General features: G+C 62.8%; 16 protein-coding genes and 2 pseudogenes. 8 read left to right on the forward strand and 10 right to left on the reverse strand.

The features are described 5' to 3' along the window. Window positions 1–243: 243 nt before the first annotated feature. The 4 genes from ACVWW3_RS10170 to ACVWW3_RS10185 all read right to left on the reverse strand — a co-directional run bounded on the left by ACVWW3_RS10170 (window position 244) and on the right by ACVWW3_RS10185 (window position 4,180). The gene (locus tag ACVWW3_RS10170) at window positions 244–1,761 is read right to left on the reverse strand and encodes a calcium-binding protein (RefSeq protein WP_456650149.1); all 1,518 of its coding nucleotides are present in this window, start codon (window positions 1,759–1,761) and stop codon (window positions 244–246) included. A gap of 374 nt (window positions 1,762–2,135) precedes the next feature. Then, on the reverse strand, window positions 2,136–2,747 hold the full coding sequence (locus ACVWW3_RS10175) for an Abi-alpha family protein (RefSeq protein WP_456650148.1): 612 nt from the start codon (window positions 2,745–2,747) through the stop codon (window positions 2,136–2,138). Between the two features lie 523 nt (window positions 2,748–3,270). Further along, the gene (locus tag ACVWW3_RS10180) at window positions 3,271–3,642 is read right to left on the reverse strand and encodes a hypothetical protein (protein WP_354048560.1); all 372 of its coding nucleotides are present in this window, start codon (window positions 3,640–3,642) and stop codon (window positions 3,271–3,273) included. Between the two features lie 289 nt (window positions 3,643–3,931). After that, window positions 3,932–4,180 carry a hypothetical protein gene (locus ACVWW3_RS10185; protein ID WP_247445578.1) on the reverse strand — a complete coding sequence of 83 codons (249 nt, stop codon included), beginning with the start codon at window positions 4,178–4,180 and terminating at the stop codon, window positions 3,932–3,934. A 491-nt stretch (window positions 4,181–4,671) separates the two neighbouring features. On the opposite strand from ACVWW3_RS10185, the gene ACVWW3_RS10190 reads away from it, so the two are divergent. The 6 genes and pseudogenes from ACVWW3_RS10190 (at window position 4,672) to ACVWW3_RS10215 (ending at window position 13,151) form a co-directional block, all read left to right on the forward strand. Then, window positions 4,672–5,352 carry a response regulator transcription factor gene (locus ACVWW3_RS10190; RefSeq protein WP_354070283.1) on the forward strand — a complete coding sequence of 227 codons (681 nt, stop codon included), beginning with the start codon at window positions 4,672–4,674 and terminating at the stop codon, window positions 5,350–5,352. Between the two features lie 9 nt (window positions 5,353–5,361). After that, window positions 5,362–6,786, forward strand: a complete 1,425-nt coding sequence (locus ACVWW3_RS10195; RefSeq protein ID WP_456650147.1) for an ATP-binding protein — start codon at window positions 5,362–5,364, stop codon at window positions 6,784–6,786. Between the two features lie 60 nt (window positions 6,787–6,846). Continuing rightward, window positions 6,847–7,770: an RNA polymerase sigma factor RpoH gene (gene rpoH, locus ACVWW3_RS10200; RefSeq protein WP_456650146.1), complete on the forward strand. Its 924-nt coding sequence runs from the start codon at window positions 6,847–6,849 to the stop codon at window positions 7,768–7,770. Window positions 7,771–7,849: 79 nt separating this feature from the next. Next, window positions 7,850–11,170, forward strand: a pseudogene (locus ACVWW3_RS10205) (efflux RND transporter permease subunit). After that, entirely contained in the window at window positions 11,167–12,438 is a 1,272-nt protein-coding gene (locus ACVWW3_RS10210; RefSeq protein WP_456650144.1) for an efflux RND transporter periplasmic adaptor subunit, read from the forward strand. The pseudogene ACVWW3_RS10205 and the gene ACVWW3_RS10210 overlap by 4 nt, the downstream one beginning before the upstream one ends. Before the next feature lie 11 nt (window positions 12,439–12,449). After that, entirely contained in the window at window positions 12,450–13,151 is a 702-nt protein-coding gene (locus ACVWW3_RS10215) for a hypothetical protein (RefSeq protein ID WP_456650143.1), read from the forward strand. A 49-nt stretch (window positions 13,152–13,200) separates the two neighbouring features. Here ACVWW3_RS10215 and ACVWW3_RS10220 read toward each other — a convergent pair whose 3' ends face one another. The 6 genes and pseudogenes from ACVWW3_RS10220 to ACVWW3_RS10245 form a co-directional block, all read right to left on the reverse strand. Next, a complete protein-coding gene (locus ACVWW3_RS10220; protein ID WP_456671945.1) occupies window positions 13,201–14,409 on the reverse strand; it encodes an ABC transporter substrate-binding protein in 1,209 nt (402 codons plus the stop codon). Window positions 14,410–14,484: 75 nt separating this feature from the next. Continuing rightward, a complete protein-coding gene (locus tag ACVWW3_RS10225; RefSeq protein ID WP_456671946.1) occupies window positions 14,485–16,326 on the reverse strand; it encodes an ATP-binding protein in 1,842 nt (613 codons plus the stop codon). Continuing rightward, entirely contained in the window at window positions 16,226–16,831 is a 606-nt protein-coding gene (locus ACVWW3_RS10230) for a hypothetical protein (RefSeq protein ID WP_456672457.1), read from the reverse strand. Before ACVWW3_RS10230 ends, ACVWW3_RS10225 begins: the two co-directional genes overlap by 101 nt. 317 nt (window positions 16,832–17,148) lie before the next feature. After that, window positions 17,149–17,385: pseudogene (locus ACVWW3_RS10235) on the reverse strand (winged helix-turn-helix domain-containing protein); the annotation flags it as partial. A 481-nt stretch (window positions 17,386–17,866) separates the two neighbouring features. Next, entirely contained in the window at window positions 17,867–18,094 is a 228-nt protein-coding gene (locus ACVWW3_RS10240; RefSeq protein ID WP_354103470.1) for a hypothetical protein, read from the reverse strand. Between the two features lie 399 nt (window positions 18,095–18,493). Then, window positions 18,494–18,736, reverse strand: a complete 243-nt coding sequence (locus ACVWW3_RS10245) for a hypothetical protein (RefSeq protein WP_456650140.1) — start codon at window positions 18,734–18,736, stop codon at window positions 18,494–18,496. A 249-nt stretch (window positions 18,737–18,985) separates the two neighbouring features. Between ACVWW3_RS10245 and ACVWW3_RS10250 the strand changes: the two genes are divergently transcribed. Together ACVWW3_RS10250 and ACVWW3_RS10255 are read left to right on the forward strand one after the other, a co-directional pair. Next, complete coding sequence (locus ACVWW3_RS10250; protein ID WP_354103468.1) at window positions 18,986–19,267, forward strand: hypothetical protein; 282 nt, start codon at window positions 18,986–18,988, stop codon at window positions 19,265–19,267. A 193-nt stretch (window positions 19,268–19,460) separates the two neighbouring features. Further along, window positions 19,461–22,235 (forward strand): ATP-binding protein, encoded by a 2,775-nt coding sequence (locus ACVWW3_RS10255; protein ID WP_456671947.1) that lies wholly within the window; start codon window positions 19,461–19,463, stop codon window positions 22,233–22,235. Window positions 22,236–22,360 lie beyond the last annotated feature (125 nt).

The following is a 22,360-nucleotide window of genomic DNA, read 5'->3' on the forward strand; positions in this document are numbered from 1 at the left end:
GCCGACCGGAGCGCGCGGCATAGCGCCGCGATTATCAGGCCCGCGATCTCACGTTCGCGTCATCCGAGCAGTACCAGCACAGCCAGCGCGCAAAGGGCGAGGGCGAACTTGGTCGTCGTGCAGGTCAGGCTGTCGGGGCTGATCTTTAGTCCCCTCGCTCTTCTGCTCGCCATCGTCGAAACGTTCGCAACGCGCGCGACGCGGCGTGCACGGCCATGGGATCAGGTGCAGCCGCCAAAAGCTCTATGCAAGAAGGAAATCGTGCGACGTGAGTGCGACTTGGCTATGCACAATGACGTCGTTGCCAGGACTGAACGTGATCGTGCTTTCGTGAGTTGTTGGATCGAAAGCAGAGATGCTGAGCTGACTGAGATTTGTGATGCCCAAGGCGCTCACATCAATGTGGTCGGTCCCCGAATTTGATCCTGCCACACCTTGTGCGCCCTGACCAAAATCCTCGATCCTGTCGTGACCGCTGTTGAAATTGAAACGGAACGTGTCGTTGCCGCCTCGCGCTTTGCCAAGAATGGACTGCGCATCACCCCACATGTCATCGTTTCCAGTACCACTGACTAGCTTGTCATTTCCGCCGCAGGCATAGTCGGACATGGTCTGTGCATCGCCGATCAGGGTATTGTCGAATGTGCCGGCCGGTTGCGGGGTCGCATCGTCACCTGCGATTAACGTGTCATTGCCACCCTGAGCGTTGCCGGACATTGCCAGCGCGTCGCCGTAGGCCAAATTTATGCCGCGCGTGCCCGCTGGCGCACCACCCATGAAAGTGTCGCTGCCGCCCTGGGCGTCATCAGACATGGTTCCACTGGCGTCCCCGAAGAAGGTGTTTCGACCTCCGCCGGCCGTGAAGGCATCGTTTCCGCCCGCGGCATGACCAAACATATTGCCCCCGGCGTCACCATAGAAGGTGCTCACGAAATCGGCGGCAAAGCCGCTCGTCGTGAAAGCGTCATCGCCGCCCCGGGTATGATCCGACATGTCGCCGCCGGCGTCGCCGTAGAAAAAACTAAAAGGGTTCAAGCCGCTCACCGTGAAGGTGTCATCACCGCCCACGGCGCGGCCGGTCAGGCTGCCTCCGGCGTCGCCGTAGAAATGGTTGTTGTTCTCAAAGCCGGTCGTCGTGAATATATCGTTGCCGCCCGCGCAACGGTCCGACATGTTGCCGCCCGCGTCGCCGTAGAAGATCAGGTCGGAATTCGCCACGTTGGCGCTGAATGTGTCATCACCGCCATGGGCACGGTCCGACATGCTGCCGCCCGCGTCGCCGTAGAAAGTGGTCTGCGGTTTAATGGCGGGGGAGCCTCTGAATGCTTCGAAACTGTCGTTGCCGCCTTCGGCGTGGCCGGACATGTTGCCTCCGGCATCGCCGTAGAAAGTGATATGCGGTGCAACTGCGCCAAGGGCAGGAGCGGCCTCACCAGTGTCATCGCCGCCGCGCGCGTAGCCGGACATGTTTCCGCGAGCGTCCCCATAGAAGGTGCTGTCAGTGAAGGCGAGATCCGTGAAGCGATCGTTGCCGCCAACGGCATGGTCGAGCATGCTCCGACCCGCATCGCCAACGAAGTTGTTGATGGAGTTCACACCACCGGTAAAGGTGTCGTTGCCCCCGGTGGCGTGGTCGCGAATATCCTGACCCGCATCGCCGACAAGAAAGTTGGTTGCGTTCGCGAGGCCAATCAAACCGTCATCGGTACCCACCTGATGGTCAATGAGACTACCAGGAATAATTGGAATGCGCTTGGCCATGAACACCTCCCGTTAAACGTCCCATTTTTCAAATGCAAACCTGCATGCCGGCGGAAACGAGAGGTTTCGCGCAATGAGCCGAGCAAATCGGATGGCTTCGCTGAAGCGAATGTGCCGGATGAGCCGTCGCTGCCAGCCTGTGCTGCGCCAGACTCCGGGGCGCAGCATGAGAAAGCTCTCAGGCGCATCTTCCGTGTCGGTACGAACGGTCAGCCTCCGCTTGGCCGGACTAAGCTCTTTGTCGGATCGATCTTGTTTCGGAGCATATGCAGGCACCTTGGCGATCTTGCCGTGTGAATAAAGAGCGCGATGACCGTGATCTTGCCCAGTGCCCAGAAATTGTATACTTCTAGATTTAAAAGTATATGGCGAATTTAATCAAAATATAATACGGCCTTTAATTGACGTCGCGTGATGGCCCTTGAATGAGGCGGGCCCAAATCCGTCGTGCGTTGACGCTTGGTCCGAATTCGCAGCGGCTGATGTCCGATAAGGCCGTGGCCCGCTGGCAACCGCGGCCTGCCAGTTAGCCTGAGCACGTGATCCTCCAGCGATTTCGTGTGCAGGAACTTCAGAACGCGGGCATCCAAGGGCTCGAGGCTCTGCAGCAGCTTGATGAATTCCGGCCGAACCCGTTCCGACCGACTGGGGTCCACCGCATTCGCCAGCAGGCGAGACCAGAGGGAGCGAAGCTCGTCTCGGCTCTCTGCCTCCGCCGCGCTAAGGAGCGGAATTGCGATTTGCTCCGGCGTGGCTGATCGGTCCTTGACGTCGCGATCACGCAGGATGTTGTCGGTCTCCCTCGCGATCGCATCCAAATTTCGTTTACGGGCGTGTGATAATCGGTCACCCATCAGGAAGTTGTACGCGTCCGCGACGGTCGGGCTGATCGCCCGGGCGCCGTCCCGCACAAGGTCGACCATCTTCCCGGTCGTCTTTGCGGTCTCCTCAATCGCCTTTTCGTACGGCATCGGATCGTCGGACATCGGCAGCCTCCCATTGGGGCAAAGCTTAGAGACATTCGCGCGCGCCACAAAGCCCACTAAGGTCCACTCACCGTTTTCGCTTCCTGGACGCCGGAATTTAAGGCCAGCCATTGGGTTCAGCGCTGACAATCTCAGGCCGAGCAGCGAGCCACCATATCCGCAGTCGTTCTGCCTCACAGGCAGACGTGCGTGGCCATTCTGGACCAGACTGAACCTTTACGCTGACCGTCCAGACCAATGGATATCCGGGATTTTGCTCATCCCTCTCGGGGCTGGAACGCCGCCGCCTGCGCTTTATTTTAAGCGGGCGGCGTTTTCTTGTGGCGTTCCTCAATCTCGCGGTGTTTCGCCCTGCCAGCAGGCAAGAAAACGGCTCCAGTGGAGGCTGCAGGCTGGAGCCGCCATTGCCGTTGTGGTCTGCGGGCACATCGCGTGCCGACAGCCACGCTATGGACTGCGCAGCTCGATCGGCCCGGACCGCAACGCTGTGCGATCCGAACCGATCGGCGTTGTGCGCGCGGATCTAGCTGCAGCTCAGCGGCAACGGCTGGCCGGGATGCAGCTCGTACCAATCGTAGCAATCCGGATAGGCGCCGTAGAATCCATATCCAGAGCGGTAGCGGTCATAGTGGTGAAACGCGTGCTGGCGAAGGCCGCCGGTTGCGGCATGGCCGTCGAAGCCGAGATGCTCGCCGCCGAACCGAGCACCGCCACCGAATCCGCCCTCATGCCCCATGCCGCCGAAGTGCGCGCCGCCGCCAAAGCCGGCGTGTGCACCGCCGCCGAAGCCGCCGTGGCCGCCGCCGCCACCGCCGCCGCCGTGCGCGTCGGCCGCGCTGACGGCTAGCGTCGAAGCGAGTGCTGCTGTTGCCAGAATCATGATGGCTCGTTTCATGGAAAGCTCCTCTCGTGTTGAGCTGCCCGGCCATCCCTGAGCCCGCTTCCGCGTCATGCCGTGCGCGCGAGGCTGCTGATGACTGGGCGTGTGATGCAAGAGGAGGTAGGAGCGATGCACGGGAATCCCACTGAATTCGGCGTCATACATCAGGCACGCTCCGCGCGAAGGTGATCGGGCCGCGCGTGGTGGCGGCGTACGAAGGGAGCGGGCTGAATGGATCAGCCCGCTCCCTGTCATGCGAGGTGCGGCGGCCGGCGGCGTCATCCGCACGGACGCGTTGGCGCGATCAGAGGCTGCCCGTGCCGGGCTCGCAAGGCACGTTGTTGCCGGTCCACGGCGCAGTGGCGAAGGCGCCGACGCGCGGCGCCGGAACGCAGGCGCGTTCGCCTGGATAATAGAAGGGCGCGCTCGTTGCGACCGTATCGGCTTCCACGGCGGGCTGCCGCACGACGCCGTGATGCTCGCGCGCCATCACGGGCCCGCCGAGCATGGCTGCTGCAATCAGTCCCATCGACAACAGTTTGGACGTGGTCATTCGCTCTCTCCATTGATGACATCAGGCCGAACCAAGCCGGCTCGCCATCGAGGTACGAATGATCGGGCACGATTCAAACGCACGAATTGCTCACTCGCGTTCAACGGCGTGTGAGCCGATGCGGCGTCGCAACCACGATCGTGCGAATGTACAACATCCGTGGCCCCTGAAACTACAGCGCGTGCGTTAAGGGCATATGTTCGATCCAGCGCAGTTCGCAGCGGAGCCCGCAAGAGGATCACGACATTGGCAACACGTATCGTCCTTGCATTTGCGCTGCTCGTGAGGCGAGCCGTCCGCAACATGAACTGGAATTCAATGGCAGCGCCCGTGCGGCAAGCCTATCTCGCACCACAGCGAGTGGCCGGCATCAGGCGGCGCCAGGGCCGCGGGTTCGGCGTGCGCGGACGCCGAACATGACGCTGCGCGCCGCTGAACCGATGCTTCCTCACCGCGCGCCAAAACGCCGCGCGGAATGTGGAGCGAAGATCATGAGCCGGATTCTCCTGATCGAGGACGATGCCGAAACCGCCGAGGCGATTGTCGCCGAGCTCGCCGATCGCGGCTTCGAGGTGCAGTGGGCCGGCGACGGTGTCGACGGTCTCGACCGTGCCCGTGCGTCAAGCCCGGATGCCATGATCGTCGATCGCATGTTGCCGGGAATCGACGGGCTGACTGTCATCGAGGCGCTGCGCAGGGACCATGTCAGGACGCCCGTCCTGGTTCTGAGCGCGCTCGGCGCGGTGGACGACCGGGTGCGCGGACTGCGCATGGGGGGAGACGATTATCTCACAAAGCCGTTCGCGATCATCGAGCTGGTCGCACGGATCGAGGCGCTTCTGCGCCGTCCGACCGACAGCCGCGAGACCATGCTGCATGTCGGGCCGCTCGAGCTCGATTTGATCGAGCGGACCGCGCAACGCGGCGAACGCAAGCTCGACCTGCTGCCGCGTGAATTCCGCCTGCTCGAATACATGATGCGCCGGAACGATCAGTTGCTGACGCGCGCGATGCTGCTCGAGGAGGTCTGGAATTACAAGTTCGTTCCGGCGACCACGAACCTGATCGACGTGCATATGGGCCGGCTTCGCCACAAGGTCGACGGTCCCGGAGAGATGCAGCTCATCCACAACGTTCGAGGCTCCGGCTTCGTCCTGCGCTCGCGGCAATAGGGACGGACGATGCACCAGATACAGTTGATCCGCTCCAGCACGTTCCTCTGGGCTCTGGCTGTGGCCGCCGCGTTTGCGCTGTTCGTGGCCGGCCTGTTCGCGTTCATCTACTGGAAGCTCGACGATTATCTGGTCGCGCGATCCGATCGCATGATCGCCACGCAAATTCACTTCATCGCAGACCTGCCGCCGGCTCGCCGCATCAGCGCCATCGCGGATCATCTCGCGCAGGATTCCAGGGGCGTGCAGTACGCGGGACTGTTCGATGCCGCCGGCGCCAGGCTTGCCGGCAACATCGACCGCGTGCCGCGTGAGCTGGGGCTGGACGGAGCAGTGCAGGGCGTGCGGTTGGATCTGCTCGAAAAGCCGGCGGTCCATGTTCCGGTCGTCAGGGCGGTCGGTAGGCGTCTCGATGACGGCGATGTCCTCGTGATGGGACGGAATGTGGACGAGACGCGCGAGATATCGAGCGTCGTGGGGGAGGCCCTGGCTCTGGGCCTGCTGCCGGCCTTCAGCCTCTGCCTGCTGGCCGGAGTCTGGCTGAGCGTCCGCGCCCAGAGGCGCGTCGAGGAGGTCAACCAGCGGGTCCAACGGATCGTGGCCGGCGAGCTGCGCGAGCGGCTTCCGGAGGGCGGCACGGACGATTCCTTCGCGCGGTTGGCCAGGATCGTGAACGGCATGCTCGACGAGATGGAGACTATGATCAATGCGCTTGCCGGCGTCGGCAACGACATCGCTCACGATCTCAGAACTCCGCTGACGCGCGTCCGTCTTGCGCTGGAGCGTGGGCGAACGCATGCGGCAACGCTGGAAGAGCTCCAGGAGATTGTCGATAAGGCTATCGCCGGCATCGACCAGTCGCTCGCGATTGTCACCGCCCTGCTGCGCCTGACCGAGATCGAGAACAACCGTCGCACGGCCGGCTTTGGCGACGTCGCGCTCGACGAGATCCTGAGGGAGGTGTGCGACGTCTATGAGCCGATCGCCGAGGACAAGCGCATCGCGCTCGGTGTCGTCATCGAGCGCGATGTGCAGGTGTGGGGCGACCGGGACCTGCTGTTCGAGGCGGTCGCCAATCTCGTGGACAATGCCGTCAAGTTCACGCCATCAGGCGGACGGGTGGAACTCGCTCTGGAGACGGAGGAGGACACGGCGCTCGTGCGCATACGGGACACCGGCCCCGGCATCAGCGAGCAGGAGCGTGAGGCGGTGCTGCGGCGGTTCTATCGCTCCGAGAAGATGCGCAACACGCCGGGTGTCGGGCTCGGACTGAGCCTGGTCGCCGCCATCGTCAAGCTGCATGGCTTTCGGCTGATCATCGGTCCGGCGCCCGGAGGGCGGATAGAGATCCTTGCTTGGACCGGACGGACGGGCAAGGCCGCCACACGCCGGTCGCGGACACTGCTGCACGCAGACGCGGACGAGATGGGATGAGCCAGATAACGCGCGATGCTTTCGAGATCGACCAACCGGCCTGGAGTGTGGGAGTGACAGATGCAGACTAGCCACGAAGTTACGAGCAACAATCCCCCCGCCGCGTCGCTTGCACCGGTGCCGGTGCCATTCCTCACCGCGTATTCCGCGGCGATCAGGCGCTACGAGCTTCTCGAGCCGGGACAGGAGCAGCAGCTTGCACATCGCTGGCAGCAGACGCGGGACAAGAGCGCGGCGGATGCGCTCGTCACCAGCCATCTCAGGCTCGCGGCCAAGCTGGCGCGCGGCTACAAGGGATACAGCCTTCCGCTGGTCGATCTGATCGCAGAGGCGAATCTGGGCCTCGTGATTGCGGCGTCACGCTTCGAGCCCGGCCGCGGCGCGCGATTCTCGACCTATGCGGTCTGGTGGATCAAGGCCGCCATTCACGAGTACATCCTGCGGTCCTGGTCCCTCGTCAAGATCGGGACGACCGCCGCGCAGAAGAAGCTATTCTTCAAACTCCGCAGCGAGATCAGGAAAGCCACTGGCAGCATGATCGCGGGGCTCACGCCCGACGTCGCCGAATTGATTGCCGAGAAGCTCGATGTGACGACGCGTGACGTGATCGAGATGGACGCGCGGCTGCATGGCGACATGTCGCTGAATGCGCGCGTCGGCGACGAGGACAGCGGAACCGAGCTGGAAGCCTTACTGGTCGACGGGGCGGTCGACGCTGAGACGGTGCTGGCCGATCACGAGCAGACGGAGCATCGTGCCAAAGCCTTGCATATTGCGTTGGGCGGGCTTGCGGCGCGGGAACGTCACGTCTTCGAGGCGCGGCGGCTGAGGGAATGCCCTGTTACGCTCGATCAGCTGGCCCACGAATTGTCCATATCCAGCGAACGGGTTCGGCAGATCGAGATGCGCGCCTTCGCCAAGGTCAAGCGGGCGGTGACGCTCGCTGCGCAGGATGCGCCACGCGGCACCGCATGGAGAGTTTGAATTCGTTTTCATTTGAACGCGGGGCCGACCGTTCTCATCTGTTCGACGATCCGGCGTAACTCGCTCCAGGCAGACCACCATGGGAATTGTTCGCTTCGCGCTCCGGCTTCCGCACACATTCTATGTGCTTGCGGCGCTGATCCTGTTTCTCGGCGGCATCGCGATCCGGTCGATGCCGACAGATATCTTCCCGGAGATTCGGATCCCCGTCGTTACGGTCATCTGGAGCTACACCGGCCTCTCGACGCCGGAGATGGAGCAGCGCGTCAGTACCTACAGCCAGTATTCGATCAGCGCCAACGTCAGCGGTATCAAGAACATCGAGGCGCAGACCCTCAACGGGCTGTCGATTCAGAAGATCTACTTTCAGCCGGACGTCAATCTCGATCTTGCGATCGCGCAGATCGTTTCGGCGACCAACGCCATCCGCGCCCTGATGCCGCCGGGCATCCAGCCGCCGATCATCGTGCAGTTCAATGCCTCGAGCGTGCCGGTGCTCCAGCTCAGCCTCGAGTCGAACAGTCTCAATGAGCAGCAACTCTACGACTTCGGCATCTACCGGGTCCGTCAGCAGCTGGCTCCCGTTCCAGGCGTGACCTTGCCCACACCTGCCGGCGGCAAATACCGCCAGATCATGGTCGATATCGATCCGAACAAGTTGCTGTCGCGCGGATTGACGCCGCTCGACATCGTCAATGCGGTGAACACCCAGAATCTGACGTTGCCGACCGGTACGACGAAGATCGGGGACACCCAGTACACTGTTCGCACCAACGCGACGCCGGGCACGATCCAGGATCTCAACATGATCCCGGTCAAGTTCGCGAACGGGGCCACGATCTTCCTGAAGGATGTCGCCCAGGTCCGCGACGGCGCTCAGGTCCAGCAGAACATCGTGCGCGAGGACGGCCACCGCGCGGTCCTGCTGAGCGTTTATGATTGGGGGGTTATTGTGTTAAACAAGAAAAGAAATAAAACTAAATCTACGAAAGAGAATTAAAGAAAAATAAGTAGAATGGAAAAAAAGTTAAGGAAATCAGAGGTATAAAAAAAAATACAAATGTTCAGCATTATCAAGAACGGAAATGCCTCTACGCTCGCCGTGGTCAACGGCGTGAAGGCGGCGTTGACGTCGATCCGCGCTTCGGCTCCGGCGGGGCTGAAGATCAATGAGCTGTTCGATCAGTCGATATTCGTCACCCATTCGGTCAATGGCGTGCTGCGCGAAGGTGCTATCGCCGCTGGCCTGACAGCGCTGATGATCCTGGTGTTTCTGGGATCGTGGCGATCGACGCTGGTTGTCCTGATCTCGATCCCGCTGGCGATGCTGTCCTCGCTGATCGTGCTCTATTTCCTCGGCGAGACCCTCAACACGATGACACTCGGCGGGCTTGCGCTCGCAGTCGGTATCCTGGTCGACGATTCGACGGTGACGATCGAGAACACGCACCGGCTCTGGACCGAGGAAGGCATGCCGTTGTCGGAGGCGACCTTGCACGGAGCCGCCGAGATCGCGGTGCCGACGCTGGTCTCGACGCTCGCGATCAGTTGCGTGTTCACCTCGGTCGTCTTTCTGGAGGGCCCGGCCAAATATCTGTTCGCGCCGCTCGGCCTCGCCGTGGTGTTCGCAATGCTGGCGTCCTACGGGCTATCGCGGACGCTCACGCCGATCACTATCGGCCTGCTGCTGAAGGGGGAGCGACGCCATGGTGAGGGCGAGCGCCCGTCGGGGATCTTCGCGCGCGCCTCCGCAGCATTCGAGCGCGGCTTCGAGCGCCTGCGCGATGGTTACTCGGATCTCCTGCTGAAAGTGCTGCGGCTTCGCGCCGTCGTACCCGTCGTCGCCGTGCTGGTGCTGGCGCTCGGAGCCACCATGTTCGCCTATGTCGGCAGGGATTTCTATCCCCTGATCGACGGCGGCCAGATCCAGCTTCATGTCCGCGCGCCCGCGGGCACGCGCATCGAGCGCACCGAGGCGATCTTCCAGGCGGTCGAGGACAAGATCCGTGAAGTCATTCCGGAGCATGACCGGGCGCTGATCGTCGACAATATCGGTCTCCCGGCGCGGGCCTACAATCTCGCATTCACCGACGGCTCCACGATCGGGGTGAACGACGGCACAATTCTGGTGTCGCTGAAGGACGGGCACAAGCCGACTGCGGATTACGTCAGGAAGCTGCGGCAGGTGCTGCCATCGGCATTCCCGGAGGACACCTTCTATTTCCAGGCGGCCGACATCGTCACGCAGATCCTGAACTTCGGTCTCCCGGCGCAGATCGATGTCCGCACGGTCGGGTACGGCGCTAACAACCTGGCCGTGGCCAAGGAGCTGCAGAAGAGACTGGCGGAGATCCCCGGAATAGTCGACGCGCATCTGCAGCAGGAGGTCGATGCTCCGGCGTTCTATGCTGACATTGACCGCACCCGCGCGGCGCAGCTGGGTCTCAATGCGAGCACGGTGGCGACCAACATCAATGTCAGCCTCAGCTCGTCCGCGCAGGTCTCGCCGAATTTCTGGACCGATCCGACATCAGGCATCCCGTATTACCTGGCTGTGCAGACGCCCGAATACAGGGCCAACTCGCTAAACGCACTGAGCAACACGCCGGTGTCGGCCTCGCTTGCCGCAAGCGGGCAGACGGTGCCCGGCCTGCTCAGCAATGTCGCCACCTTCAAGCGGGGCACCGTTCCCACCAATTCGAACCAGGTGAATGTCCAGTCGGTGTTCGACGTCTATGCGAGCGTCCAAGGCCGGGATCTCGGCAGCGTCGCGGCCGATATCGAGAAGGTGACGTCAAACCTCCAGAAGCAGTTGCAGCCGGGCAATTCGATTCAGGTTCTGGGACAGATCCAGAGCATGCATCAGTCGTTCCGCGATCTTGGAATCGGACTGCTGTTCGCCGCCATCCTGGTCTACCTGCTGATGGTCGTGAACTACCAGAATTTTGGCGATCCTTTCGTCGTCATCCTGGCGCTGCCGGCGACATTCTGCGGCATTGTAACGATGCTGTTCATCACCGGTACCACGCTGAACGTGCCCTCGCTGATGGGAGCCATCATGGCGATCGGCGTTGCCTCGGCAAACTCCATCCTGCTCGTGACCTTCGCGCGTGACGAGCAGTTGAAGGGACACACGGCCTTCCAGGCGGCGCTCAGCGCGGGCCGAACGAGGATCCGGCCCGTCCTGATGACCGCGGCCGCGATGATCGTGGGCATGATCCCGATGGCGATTGGCGGGCCGGGCGAGGAGCAGAATGCCGCGCTCGCGCGGGCAGTCATCGGCGGCCTGCTGTTCGCAACCCCGACCACCTTGCTGATCGTGCCTTATCTCTTCGCCGTGCTGCGCAAGGGTAATGACGGCAAGCCTCGCCACGGCGTATTCGAGGAGCAACCGGAATGAGTGATGTTCGCGCAAGGACCGATGACGAGGGGGCTCGAGACCGCCCGGGGGCAGAGAGCTTCCGGGTCGTGGAGCTGCCGGGCAGGAGCGCACGATCCGGACGCCGTTACGCTGGCGCGCTGCTCGGGGGAGGTGTGCTCCTGCTGCTTGCGGGCGGTCTCGGCATCGGCGGCTGGCGGCACTACGAGGCCGCGCGTGACGTTGCCGCGGTGGCAGAGCAGGTTCGGACCAACGTTCCGGAAGTTCGGGTGGCGACAGTCAAGCCAAGCGGCAACATCATGAAGGTGAGCTTGCCGGCGACGACGACTGCGTTCGAAGCGGCCAACATTTTCGCGCGGACCAGCGGCTATATCGAGAAGCGCTATGTCGATATCGGCGATCGGGTCAAGAAGAGCGATCTCCTCGCGGAAATCACCGCGCCCGAGCTGGACCAGCAGATCGCGCAGGCGCAGGCGACGCTCGCCCAGGACCAGGCTGCCCTTCAGCAGGCGCAGGCGAGCCGGGAGCTGGCCGACGTCACCAATTCGCGGGACAGCAATCTCGTCAAGCAAGGCTGGTTGACGGCGCAACAGGGCGACAACGACCGACTCACCCTGCGCGCGCAGCAGGGTGCGGTGGGCGTCGCCCAGTCGAACATCACGGCGCAGGAGGCGCAGATTCGCGTCCTCCAACAGGAGAAGGCTTACCAGCGCGTGGTGGCGCCGTTCGACGGCGTGGTCACCCAGCGCAACGTGGACAATGGCAGCTTGGTGCAAGCAGGCTCCACCTTTATGTTCACGATGATGCATTCCGACGTGGTCCGAACTCAGGTTTTCGTACCGCAGGACGAGGCGTTCGGAGTTGGGCCGGGCGTCGATGCGGAAATCCGCGTCCCCGAGATTCCGGGGCGGACGTTTGCAGGCAAGGTTACGCGGATCGCGACCGCGCTGCAGCCGGGTAGCCGGACGCTGCTGACCGAGATCGACGTCCCCAATCCCGATGGCCTGCTCAGTCCCGGGATCTATTGCACCGTCGAATTGTCAATCCCGCGCAGGACGCCATCAGTGACGATTCCCTCCGACGCGCTCGTCTTCGATCAGAACGGCCTCCATGTCGTGGTCGTACGGAACGGCACGGTTCAATTTCAGCAGGTCTCGATCTCCCGGGACTTCGGTACGACGGTGGAAGTGCGAGACGGCGTGCAGGCCGGCGATCAGGTCGTGCTCAATCCGGCAGTCAGTCTGGCGGAGGGCAGCAAGGTCGCCGTTCGCAAGACCAAAGTCAGCTAGGGACTACAGAGATGATACGGATCGTGTTTGCAACGGCAATAGCTCTGCTGCTCGGCACCTCTGCCGGCCAGGCACAGGTCGCAACGACAGGCAGCACGGCAATGGATCTGCCGACGGTGCCGGGCGCGATCGTGATCTCGCCGCTCAACAGTCCGGGACCGTTTTCGGCGACGACCGTGCCGGGTGCTCCGGATACGACGCTGGCGCCTGTTCCGCTCGCTTCGGATCCGACCACGCCGGGGACGGTCGTCGTCTGCGCTCCACCGTCGTCATCGCCGGCGCCGGTGCCGGCGACTCCGACGGTATCGGCCACGGGCCTTTCGACATCGGGCATCGCAGCTCCGATCCTGCTGGCCATGGGACAGAACGGCAGCTCCATCGGGACTGTCTCCGCCGCTACGCCGGCGGGAACAGGTACGAGTGTCGCATGCAGCTCAACGCCGGGAGGGCAGGTGACAAGCGCTGCGTCCCTGCCGCTTTCGGTACCGCAAGTGGCTGCAAGCCCCGCGCCTGGCACGATCCTGGCAGACACCGGCGGCGCCGGCGGCACTGGCATAGACCCGAACGTCGCCGTTGTGCCCAGCCCAAACAGCTCGGCTTGCGCGGAAGGGGTCTCGATGAATCTGGCGGAGCCTGCGACGGTGTTGCCGGCCAACGCCTCAGGCGCAGCACCGACGCCGGGCGTGTCGCCGATCCTTCCGCCGGGATGCTGAGGCGGAATTGCAGGGCTTCCGTGTCATTGCATCACACCGCATTCGCCCGTCATGTTGCCGGGCGCAGCTTGCGGACTTCGGCATCCGGCGGAAGCATCGTTCCACCGTCCTTATATTTCCAGTCCACCATGACCGCCTTGTTGCCCCTGACCGTGGTGCGGCCGACGAATGTCCCCATCGTGCTCTGATGGTCGATGGAACGCCAGGCCGCCGGTCCAAACGGCGTATCGAAGCTGGCATTGCCAAACCCGTCCGCCATCGTTTCCGTATCGAGGCTCCCGAGGCGCTCGATCGGAGCGACGATGGAGCTGATCATGGCGTGACCGACCACGGAGCCCATGGTGGGAGGCTCGCCATATCGCGAGGAATAGGCCGACGCGAAGGAGCTGTTGGCCTGATCCAGGATCTCGGTCACGGGGTATCCGGTCACGATCCATCCTTTCGGCGCGTCCTTTCCGAGCGGATGGAGGTATTCGGGCTCGCCTGTCGTGAACGACACAACGTCTCGCCCTTCGAACAGGCCGCGATCATTACCTTGCCGGACGAATTTCGTGAGATCGGGCCCGAAGGTGACATTGAGGATCGCTTCGGGATTCTGCTGAGCGAGGGCGTTCACGACAATGCCGGCGTCGATGGCGCCCAAGGGCGGCCACTGACTGCCAACGAACTGGACGTCGGGTCGACGTTGGCTGAGAAGCTGCATGAACCACCTCACGGCCGACTGCCCGTACTCGTAGTTCGGAGCGATCGTCGCCCATCGTGTCGCCTTGAGTTGTGCTGCCTCCTCCACCAGCATCGCTGCCAGCATGTATGTCGAGGGGCGGAGCCTGTAGGAATATCGATGTCCCCGCTCCCAGACGAGGGCATCCGTGAGCGGCTCGCTTGCGACGAACAAGACTCGATTCTGCCGGGCAAAGTCGCTGACCGCGAGGCCCACATGCGACAGATAGGCACCTGCCAGCAGATCGACCTCGTTCCTGCGCACGAGCTCTTCCGCCGCGCGGATTGCGACGCTGGGTTTGCCTTCGTCGTCCCGGCTGATGACCTGCAGCTCTCGCCCGAGAAGGCCTGCTTTCGCGTTGACCTGCTCGACCGCCAGTTGCCAGCCGCGACGATAGGGCAGGGTGAACGCAGGTGCGCTGCTATAGGAGTTGATCTCGCCGATCCTGATCGGTCGAGTGCCCTGCGCACGGATCAGGCCGGGCGAAAACACCGAAGCGCCGATGCCGGCCAGAATCTGTCGTCGAGAGATGTTCATCGAGCAAGTCCGCAAGATGGAGTGATGGGTCATTTTGGCAGTGCAGGACAAGTTGTCTCGGCCGAGCCTAGCAACCTAGTGGCAGGTGCAAGACGCGGGCCGGTCGCTGTCGCATGTCGAAAGTGAGATGCCCGGTATTTCAGCCAGAGCGCGGGCGAAGGCGAGCGCGGGAAGATCGATCTCCTGATCGAACAGAGCGCTGACCGGACCGACGAGATCAAGGGCGGTCTGCTGACGGCTCGATCCAGCCATGATCCTTGCCCACGCCGCCGCAACCTTCAGCTCGTAGAAGCGGCATTGCTGGTCTCGGGCCACGGATAGTCCCTCGGCAAGCAGCAATTCGGATCGAGAAAGGTCGGAAGGGCCATTGGCCAGGAGAATTTCAGCCTTGATCCTTAACAGGTCGGCAAGGCACCACAATTGCCGGCCTTGCCGCGACATGGACAAGGCCTCTTCCACCGCGGCCAGCGCCTGCGCAGCCTCGCCGCTCGCGAGCAGGCCTTCGGCGAGCGATCCGAGAAACTCGGGATTGCGCATCAGCCATCCGTTCTCGGTCCGCGCTTTCAGGCCGCTGCGCAGCAGCGCAATTCCGTCGTCGTGATTGCCTTGCAGGACCAGCAATTGTCCCTTCAGGCAAGACGTCCAGCTGGTCCAGAAAGCTATCCCCTCGCGTGTGACGAGCTCGAGAAGGGAGGATATCGCCTGATCAGCGGCAGCGAGATCATGCGTCATCAGCGCGATGGGGCAGACGGCATTCCGGAGTGCGTAGGCGATCGCAAGCTTGTCCTTCTCACGCTCGGCCTCCTGGAGGCATTCGGCGGCCAGGGATCTGCTCTGGGCGATCTTTCCCTGCAACAGCAGGACGCGCGCCAACATCGCCTTGGCAAGAACGCTCTGGTTCAGCAGAAACCACATCTGGTTCACACCGCCGTTCAATCCGTGAGCCGATTGGTCCAGCGACAGAGTCAGTTCGCGCCGCGCATCCTCCTGCGCGCCAAAGAAATGGCTGGCGGCGCCGATCAGGCGACGGCCTACCGCCTCGTTGGCGGTATTTTCCGTGCGCAGTGCGATATCGAGGTAGCGTTCGCCGACCTCCTTGGCCGCGGCATATTGACCAGAGTTGAGGTTATAGCTCCACAAAGTCCAGACCGCCTTGAGCTGAAGCTCGAGATCGGACAATTCCTCGGCGAGCACGAGGCCGATGCTCAGCGCCGCCTTCATGCGATCCGCCGATGCCGTCGTGTTGAGAAGTGAGAATCCAAGGGCGACATAGAGCTGCGCCTTCAGCTTCGGAACGCAGCTGACCCCGGGACTGAAATGTGCAAGCGCATGCTCAATCCGTGTCGAACATTCCACGAAGGACAGCAGCTGCATCCATACCGGAACGAAGCCGGCCGTCAGCTCGATTCCAAGCGCGGTATCGCCACCGGGCGAGAACGCCCAATCGAGCGCCGCATGCACGTTTCCGATCTCCTGGGCGAAACGGGAGATGTCGTCGGGAGCGGGAGAGGCATCGCCGAGCGGCGCGATGATCTGCCTGAGAAAGCCGGCCTGCCGTTTGGCCGCCTGTTCGACGAGGCCTGCGTCCGCGAGCTTCTCCAGCGCATAGGCGCGGGTGCTCTCCAGGAGGCGCCATCGTCCTTCGAACGAGGGGTCGAGCGACACTAGCGATTTCCCGACCAGATTGAACAGCGTTTCGATGACGTCCGACCGGGACAAAGTGTCGTTCATCATCGCGCTGGCCGCATCGAGCGTGAAGCCGGCAGGAAGCACCGCAAGTTGGCAAAGCAGGTTCTGCTCTCCCGGGGGCAAGAGGTCATAGCTCCAGTCCAGTGTCGCCCGCAGGGTCTGGTGGCGTGGCAACTGATCGCGGCGGCCGCCGTTGAGGAGTTCGAAGCGCTTGTCGAGGCGAAGCAATACGTGTGTTTACGCCGAGATTGGCGGCGCGGGCCGCGGCAAATTCCAATGCGAGCGGAATGCCGTCAAGCCGACGACAGATGGCGGCGACCTTCTGAAGCTCCTCAGCGCCTGCGGCGAAGCTTGCGCGCAAGGCCCGCGTTCGTGCGACGAACAGCTGCACAGCGCTTTCCCGGAGCAGCAGGTCGGGATCGTGCACATCGGCACCAGGAACCGAGAGCGCCGGAATGGCCGCAACGTATTCGCCATCGATACGGAGGCCTTCGCGGCTGGTCGCGAGGACCGTGGCGTTCGGACAATAGCGCAGCACGGCGCCGGCGATCTGCGCGGCCGCTTCGATCACATGCTCGCAATTGTCCAGGACAAGAAGCAGACGGCGGGTCCCGATGCCTTGGGCAATGCTCGCGGCCGAGACTTCCTTGTCATTCGAGACGAGCTTGAGTGCACGGGCGCATGCGGATGCCGCAAGTGCCGCATCCTGCAGGGTCGCGAGCTCGACCAGCACACAACGGAATCGTTGAAAGTGGAGGCGACGCTGCGCGCGAGCTCGATTGCCAGCTTCGTCTTTCCGATGCCGCCGGGCCCGACCAGGGTCACGGCCCGATATGCCGATAGCACATCAGCCAATTGTCTCAGACAGTCTTCGCGTCCGATGAGAGGCGCGCGGATGCTCGGCAGGTTGCCGGAAAAGGGTGCATCGGCGGGCACCGTGACAGGTGTGGCCAAAGGGTAGTCCAGATGCCCGCTTCGCCAGGTCCCGGCGAGTATGTATCCGCGGCCCGAAACCGTTTTGAGGAGATTGCGATCCTCGCCAAGAGCCTTGCGGACGGCCGAAATATGAACCTGAAGCGTGTTGTCTTCGACGGTCAGGCCCGACCAGACGCTCCCGATCAAATCGTCCTTCGTGACGAGGAGGCCCGCCGAACCGACCAGTTTCTCGAGAATTTCGAATGCGCGGCTGCCGATTGGCACCGCGACGTTGTCGTATCTCAGCTCTCTTCGCTGGCAATCGATCAGCCAATGTCCGAAAGAGTAAGTGCGATCAGTCGGCGATGACATCGGGGGTCCGTGAATCAATTTCGCTGCCGTGATCCGGCGGAAATCACGAGCTCGCCCTTGAGATCACCGCCCCTTGGCAGAATTTGAAAGCGTCAATGCGCTTGGGTCTCCTACAGGGGAGGTTGTCGGCGTGTCAAGAAGGCCCACTCAGTCGCCGGCGCTTCGTTCATCGTCGATGCTGGCACCCGACGCGTTCGTGTTCGATACACGAATTCGTGACGAGGTCGGGCGTGTGTCAGATTGGGAGAGTCGTTCGGAAGGAGGCTGATGCCATCAGTGAAGGCATCATTCGCTCACATCGCCGGGAGACGTCAGCGCAACAACTCCGAGGCACGATGCTTCGAGGAGACGTGCACCAGTCGCAAGAACGGCGGCCTGATCGTGAGCCGCCGTCCTTCCTACCGCCGAGGGGCCAAAATCCGAAACGTTGAGAGGATCAATTTCCAGTCGGCGTCAACCGGACTTGCTCCGGTTCGGGAGCTCAGTAGCCCGACGTGGGCTCGCAGGGCGGCCGGCGCCAGGGAGCGGTTGCGTAAGCGCCGACGTCGGGAGCACGGGCGCAGCCGTGCTTGGAGGTGACCGGAACGCGCTGAGCCGACGCATAAGCGTCGACATTGGTACGCTTCGCGTTGCCTTCGCGAGCCATCACGGGGGAGGCAATCATGGCTGCGACCACGAATCCGGCCGACAAGAGCTTCAGTGTAGTCATCGAACATCTCCTTGAGAAAGCGACGCCGGGAACGTCTCGGCCCGCTCACGGGACATGTGCATGTGCGCGCCGGATCCGCAGTGTTGATCGAACGAACATTTTCGCCTTTGCACGGAGTCGTCGCGGCGCGTTGACCTCAGACATCGACGGCCCATCCGACAAAGAGGTTCGCGCACTAGTCAGGCGAATGCTTTCCGTGCCGAGGGCGCGCCAAGATTGCGAGCGCATTGCACGTTTCCAGATGCCGAAGAACTGTTAAGTTTTGCAGTTGTCGGAATCGATGTGATCGGCCTTGCTTCGAAGCCGGCAGGTGCGCCGCATGGCGCGGTCGCACTCCCGGACTGCGGACACCATCATTTGCACCTGGCAGAACGCAGGATGCTCGATTGCCGTGTTCCGTCATCGGTGCCAGTTGCGGTTGTGAAGGTGGCCCGCGGCGAAGACGGGCGCGGCGCCACCGGGCCGCTCGAGGCCCATTCGCCCGGCCGGCGTCAGCGCGCCACCATTCAGCACGTCGCGATCGGGGTACATCGATGCAAAGGCGGCTGGCTCCTGATCGGCGAAGGACCAGGCTGCGGATGCGGATGATATCGTTGCCGTTGAGAGTAGCGCAGCGGCGATTAGGATTTTGAATACGCTCATAGCGTTTCTCCATTGTTTGCTCTGTGCGGAGAGTCGCTTCGCGATGATCGCTGCTCGGCTAGTGGCGTTTCCGAAATTGTTCTTGATGGTTATGTAGGTCGTCCTGGTGGAAAACCCCGGCGTATGTGCATCACTCTTGCGGGAAGATTCTGTCTTCGTTGTCAGAATTCTCGCGCGATTGTGCGTGGTCAAACGCGTCCAGTGTCCGTTTCTGGAAGGCAGATAGTTTGAACATCTGGAGTGTGAGCAATGAGATCATTTGCTGTTGTTTGTATCCTCGCCAGCGTTGCGCTCTCGGGCACCGCGTCTGCCCGCGGTGGCATGGGATCGCATATGTCGATGGAGAGCGGCGGTGCGCTCGGTACGAGCGCCGCCGCACCAGGAACGAATTCGCTCGGCACCGCGCTTCCGTCTTCCGGCAGCGGTGGTCACGCGACTAAGGGGCCGTTGCTCGGCACGGACCAGACCATCGACAAGGAAGACGCCCGGCTCGAGAAGATGCTGGAAGGATCGATCTGCCGCGGCTGCTAAACAGCGCGCATTGCAAGACGGGAGTGGGGCGGCTGCGCCGCCCGGCTACCCGTGTCTTTCGAAAGAATTGATGGTAAGCTGGGTAGAAAATGATGAAACCGCTTGGGCTGTCCCAATGATGGCTGAGCCAGGCCAGCTTACCGTCTACATTTGCCGGGAATGGGAAATAGATCTTGCCAGACGCGAATTGCGCTTGACGAGAGAGCTCGTTCCCTTGGGGGGACGCGCCTTTGAGATTCTTGCCGAATTGGTGCAGGCGCAGGGCCATCTCGTCACCAAGAAAGATTTAACGGAACGCGTCTGGCGGGGCGTCTTTGTCGAAGAGAGCGCACTTCGCGTGCATATCGCGGCGATCCGAAAGGCGCTTGGTCCTGACCGCGACATGCTGTCAACCGCCGTCGGCCGCGGTTATCGTTTGCTGGGAGCGTGGCAGATCCAGCACATCGACACCCCGCCACAATCTGTCGCAACCGGCTTGCCGCCGTCGATCAACATTCCCAACGCAGCTTTCGATCTCATTGGCCGAACGGCTGCGATCGTACATTTGTGGCGGCTACTGTCGGCCTATCGCATCGTGAGCCTGGTCGGGCCTGGCGGCATTGGGAAGACGTCGCTGGCACTCGAGGCCGCCAGGACGCCTCCGCCCGGCTTTGTGGCTGACCGGTTGCTGGTCGAGCTGGCCTCGCTGTCTGATCCCAAGCTCGTCTGCTCGGTCATCGCCGGCGTGCTCGGCGCCAAGCTCGGGGGCGAGGAGATTTCGCCTGATGCCATCGCGCGTGCAATCGGCCATCGGCCATTGCTGCTCATTCTCGATAATTGCGAACATGTCATTGATGCCGTGGCGGTTGCGGCCGAGCTGATTGTCAGCCGCTGTTCCGGGACGTTCATTGTTGCGACGAGCCGGGAGGCGCTGCGCATCGAGGGCGAGCATGTCTACCGCGTGCCCCCTCTGGATGTGCCGCCTGAATCCCGGTTCGAATCCGCCGGCGCTTCTGCGTACAGCGCAGTGGAATTATTCACGAGCAGGGCGAAGGCGCTGGGTTCAAGCTTCGCGTCCGACGAGGAGAACATTAGCGCCGTCGCAACCATCTGCCGGCGCCTCGACGGCATTCCGCTTGCCATCGAGTTTGCAGCGGCGCGCGCAGCCATGCTCAGCCCGCCGAAGATCGCCGCACTTCTCGATGACAGGTTCAAATTTCTGACGACCGGACGGCGCACAGCGTTGCCGAGACAGCAAACGCTGCGCGCAACGCTCGACTGGAGCTATGACCTGTTGCCGGACGACGAGGCGTGGCTTCTCCGGCAGCTCGGCATATTCGCTGGCGAATTCGAGCTCGATGCAGTGATCGCGGTCGCCGGCGAGGGCATCAGCGACGTGACCGGCCAGCTTGCCCGGCTGGTGGTAAAGTCGCTCGTTCTCGCTGATATTCGCGGCGACAGTCCTCATTATCGCTTGCTGGATACAACACGTGCCTATGCATTGGAGAAGCTGCACGCCGCCGGCGAACATCCCGACGCGGCCTGCCGCGAGGCGAAATACTGTTGCGGAGTCTTTGCCCGCGCCGAAGCAGACAGCGAAGTAAGGCCGCAGGCGGAGTGGCTCGCCATCTATGGCCGGCACATCGACAACGTCCGCACGAGCCTCGATTGGGCCTTCTCGTCCGGCGGAGACTCGCAACTTGGGGCGGCCTTGACGGCGGCTGCGGTCCCACTCTGGGTGCAGTTGTCGCTCCTCACCGAATGCCGCGAGCGGACCGAACTCGCCCTGGCGCGCCTCGATCCGACGGCCTCGAACGCGCCGCGGCTTCGTATGCAGCTGTCGGCCGCGCGCGGCTGGTCGCTGATGTACGGTGTTGGAAGGGCCCGGGAGGCCGGTCCCGCCTGGGCTGAGACCCTTCGGCTTGCCGAACAGCTCGGGGACAGGGACTATCTGTTGCGCGCGCTTTGGGGACTCTGCATCGATCAGTTCAACAACGGCGGATTCCGCAGGGCGCTCGAATTTGCGCATCGCTTCGCGGCGGTCGTGGCTGATTCCGGCAATCCAGTCGACCGGATGATGGCCGACCGGCTGCTTGCGACGACGCTGCACTATCTCGGCGATCAGCGGCAGGCCTATGATTATATCGGGCGAACCCTGTCTCGCCTCTCGGATCTGGCGGCCAAGCCTCAGGTCATCCGGTTCCGCTTCGATCTGCGGGTCTCGACGCGCTACTTCCAGGCGCGGATACTGTGGCTGCTCGGCCTCGCGGATCAGGCCTTGAGCGTCGTCGAGCACAACGTCGAGGAAGGCCGGACCAGTGGTCACGCTCTCACTTTCTGCAGCGTCCTCGGCCAGGGTGCTTGCCCGATTGCCCTCCTGACCGGCGATCTCGACGCGGCCGAGCGCTATTGCACGATGCTGCTCGAACATACCGAGCGCCACCCGATCCGCTTGTGGAATCTGTGGGCGCGCGCCTTCAAGGGCCTGTTGATCGCGCGCCGGGGCGACCTTGCGACCGGATTGCCGTTGCTGCGCAAGACGCTCGAGCTTGCCCGCGAGGCGCGTCACCTGCCGCGCTTTCTGCTTATGCTCGGCGAACTCGCGGTATGTCTCGGCGAAGCCGGCGAGGTGTCACAGGGGCTTGCGACCGCCGACGAGGCGCTCGCGCGATGCGAGGCGAGGGACGAGGGGTGGTATGTCGCCGAACTCTGGCGCATCAAGGGCGAATTGCTGCTGCTTCCCGGCGAGCGCCGCTCGACGATCTCTGCCGCGCAGGCCTTCGACAGGGCGTCCGAAGTGGCCCGGAGCCAGGGCGCGTTGTTCTGGGAGCTCAGGACGGCGATCAGCATGGCGCGATTGCGGATGAGCGAGGGGCGTCCGGCCGATGCGCGCCATGTTCTGGCGTCCGCATACGGCAACGTCACCGAAGGCTTCGAGACAGCAGACTTCCGCGACGCGCGCGCAATGCTGGCGAAGCTGGGGTCGTAGGCGAAGCCCCGGGGAGCGACATCCGATTTAACTCATCGGATGCCGGTGCGGCCTCGGTGAGCGCCGCATCCCCGTGCTCTGGAACGTTCCACAATTCGCGTGTAAGGCCGCTTGTGCCGCGCGCC

The organism is Bradyrhizobium sp. LM2.9, assembly GCF_054056555.1.

Excerpts from the sequence above, each read along its gene's own strand:
- ACVWW3_RS10185 (WP_247445578.1), bottom strand. The coding sequence starts at position 4,180 with ATGACCACGTCCAAACTGTTGTCGATGGGACTGATTGCAGCAGCCATG.
- ACVWW3_RS10170 (WP_456650149.1), bottom strand. The coding sequence starts at position 1,761 with ATGGCCAAGCGCATTCCAATTATTCCTGGTAGTCTCATTGACCATCAG.
- ACVWW3_RS10210 (WP_456650144.1), top strand. The coding sequence starts at position 11,167 with ATGAGTGATGTTCGCGCAAGGACCGATGACGAGGGGGCTCGAGACCGC.
- ACVWW3_RS10250 (WP_354103468.1), top strand. The coding sequence starts at position 18,986 with ATGAGATCATTTGCTGTTGTTTGTATCCTCGCCAGCGTTGCGCTCTCG.
- ACVWW3_RS10180 (WP_354048560.1), bottom strand. The coding sequence starts at position 3,642 with ATGAAACGAGCCATCATGATTCTGGCAACAGCAGCACTCGCTTCGACG.
- ACVWW3_RS10215 (WP_456650143.1), top strand. The coding sequence starts at position 12,450 with ATGATACGGATCGTGTTTGCAACGGCAATAGCTCTGCTGCTCGGCACC.
- ACVWW3_RS10220 (WP_456671945.1), bottom strand. The coding sequence starts at position 14,409 with ATGAACATCTCTCGACGACAGATTCTGGCCGGCATCGGCGCTTCGGTG.
- ACVWW3_RS10240 (WP_354103470.1), bottom strand. The coding sequence starts at position 18,094 with ATGACTACACTGAAGCTCTTGTCGGCCGGATTCGTGGTCGCAGCCATG.
- rpoH (WP_456650146.1), top strand. The coding sequence starts at position 6,847 with ATGCAGACTAGCCACGAAGTTACGAGCAACAATCCCCCCGCCGCGTCG.
- ACVWW3_RS10245 (WP_456650140.1), bottom strand. The coding sequence starts at position 18,736 with ATGAGCGTATTCAAAATCCTAATCGCCGCTGCGCTACTCTCAACGGCA.
- ACVWW3_RS10175 (WP_456650148.1), bottom strand. The coding sequence starts at position 2,747 with ATGTCCGACGATCCGATGCCGTACGAAAAGGCGATTGAGGAGACCGCA.
- ACVWW3_RS10195 (WP_456650147.1), top strand. The coding sequence starts at position 5,362 with ATGCACCAGATACAGTTGATCCGCTCCAGCACGTTCCTCTGGGCTCTG.
- ACVWW3_RS10190 (WP_354070283.1), top strand. The coding sequence starts at position 4,672 with ATGAGCCGGATTCTCCTGATCGAGGACGATGCCGAAACCGCCGAGGCG.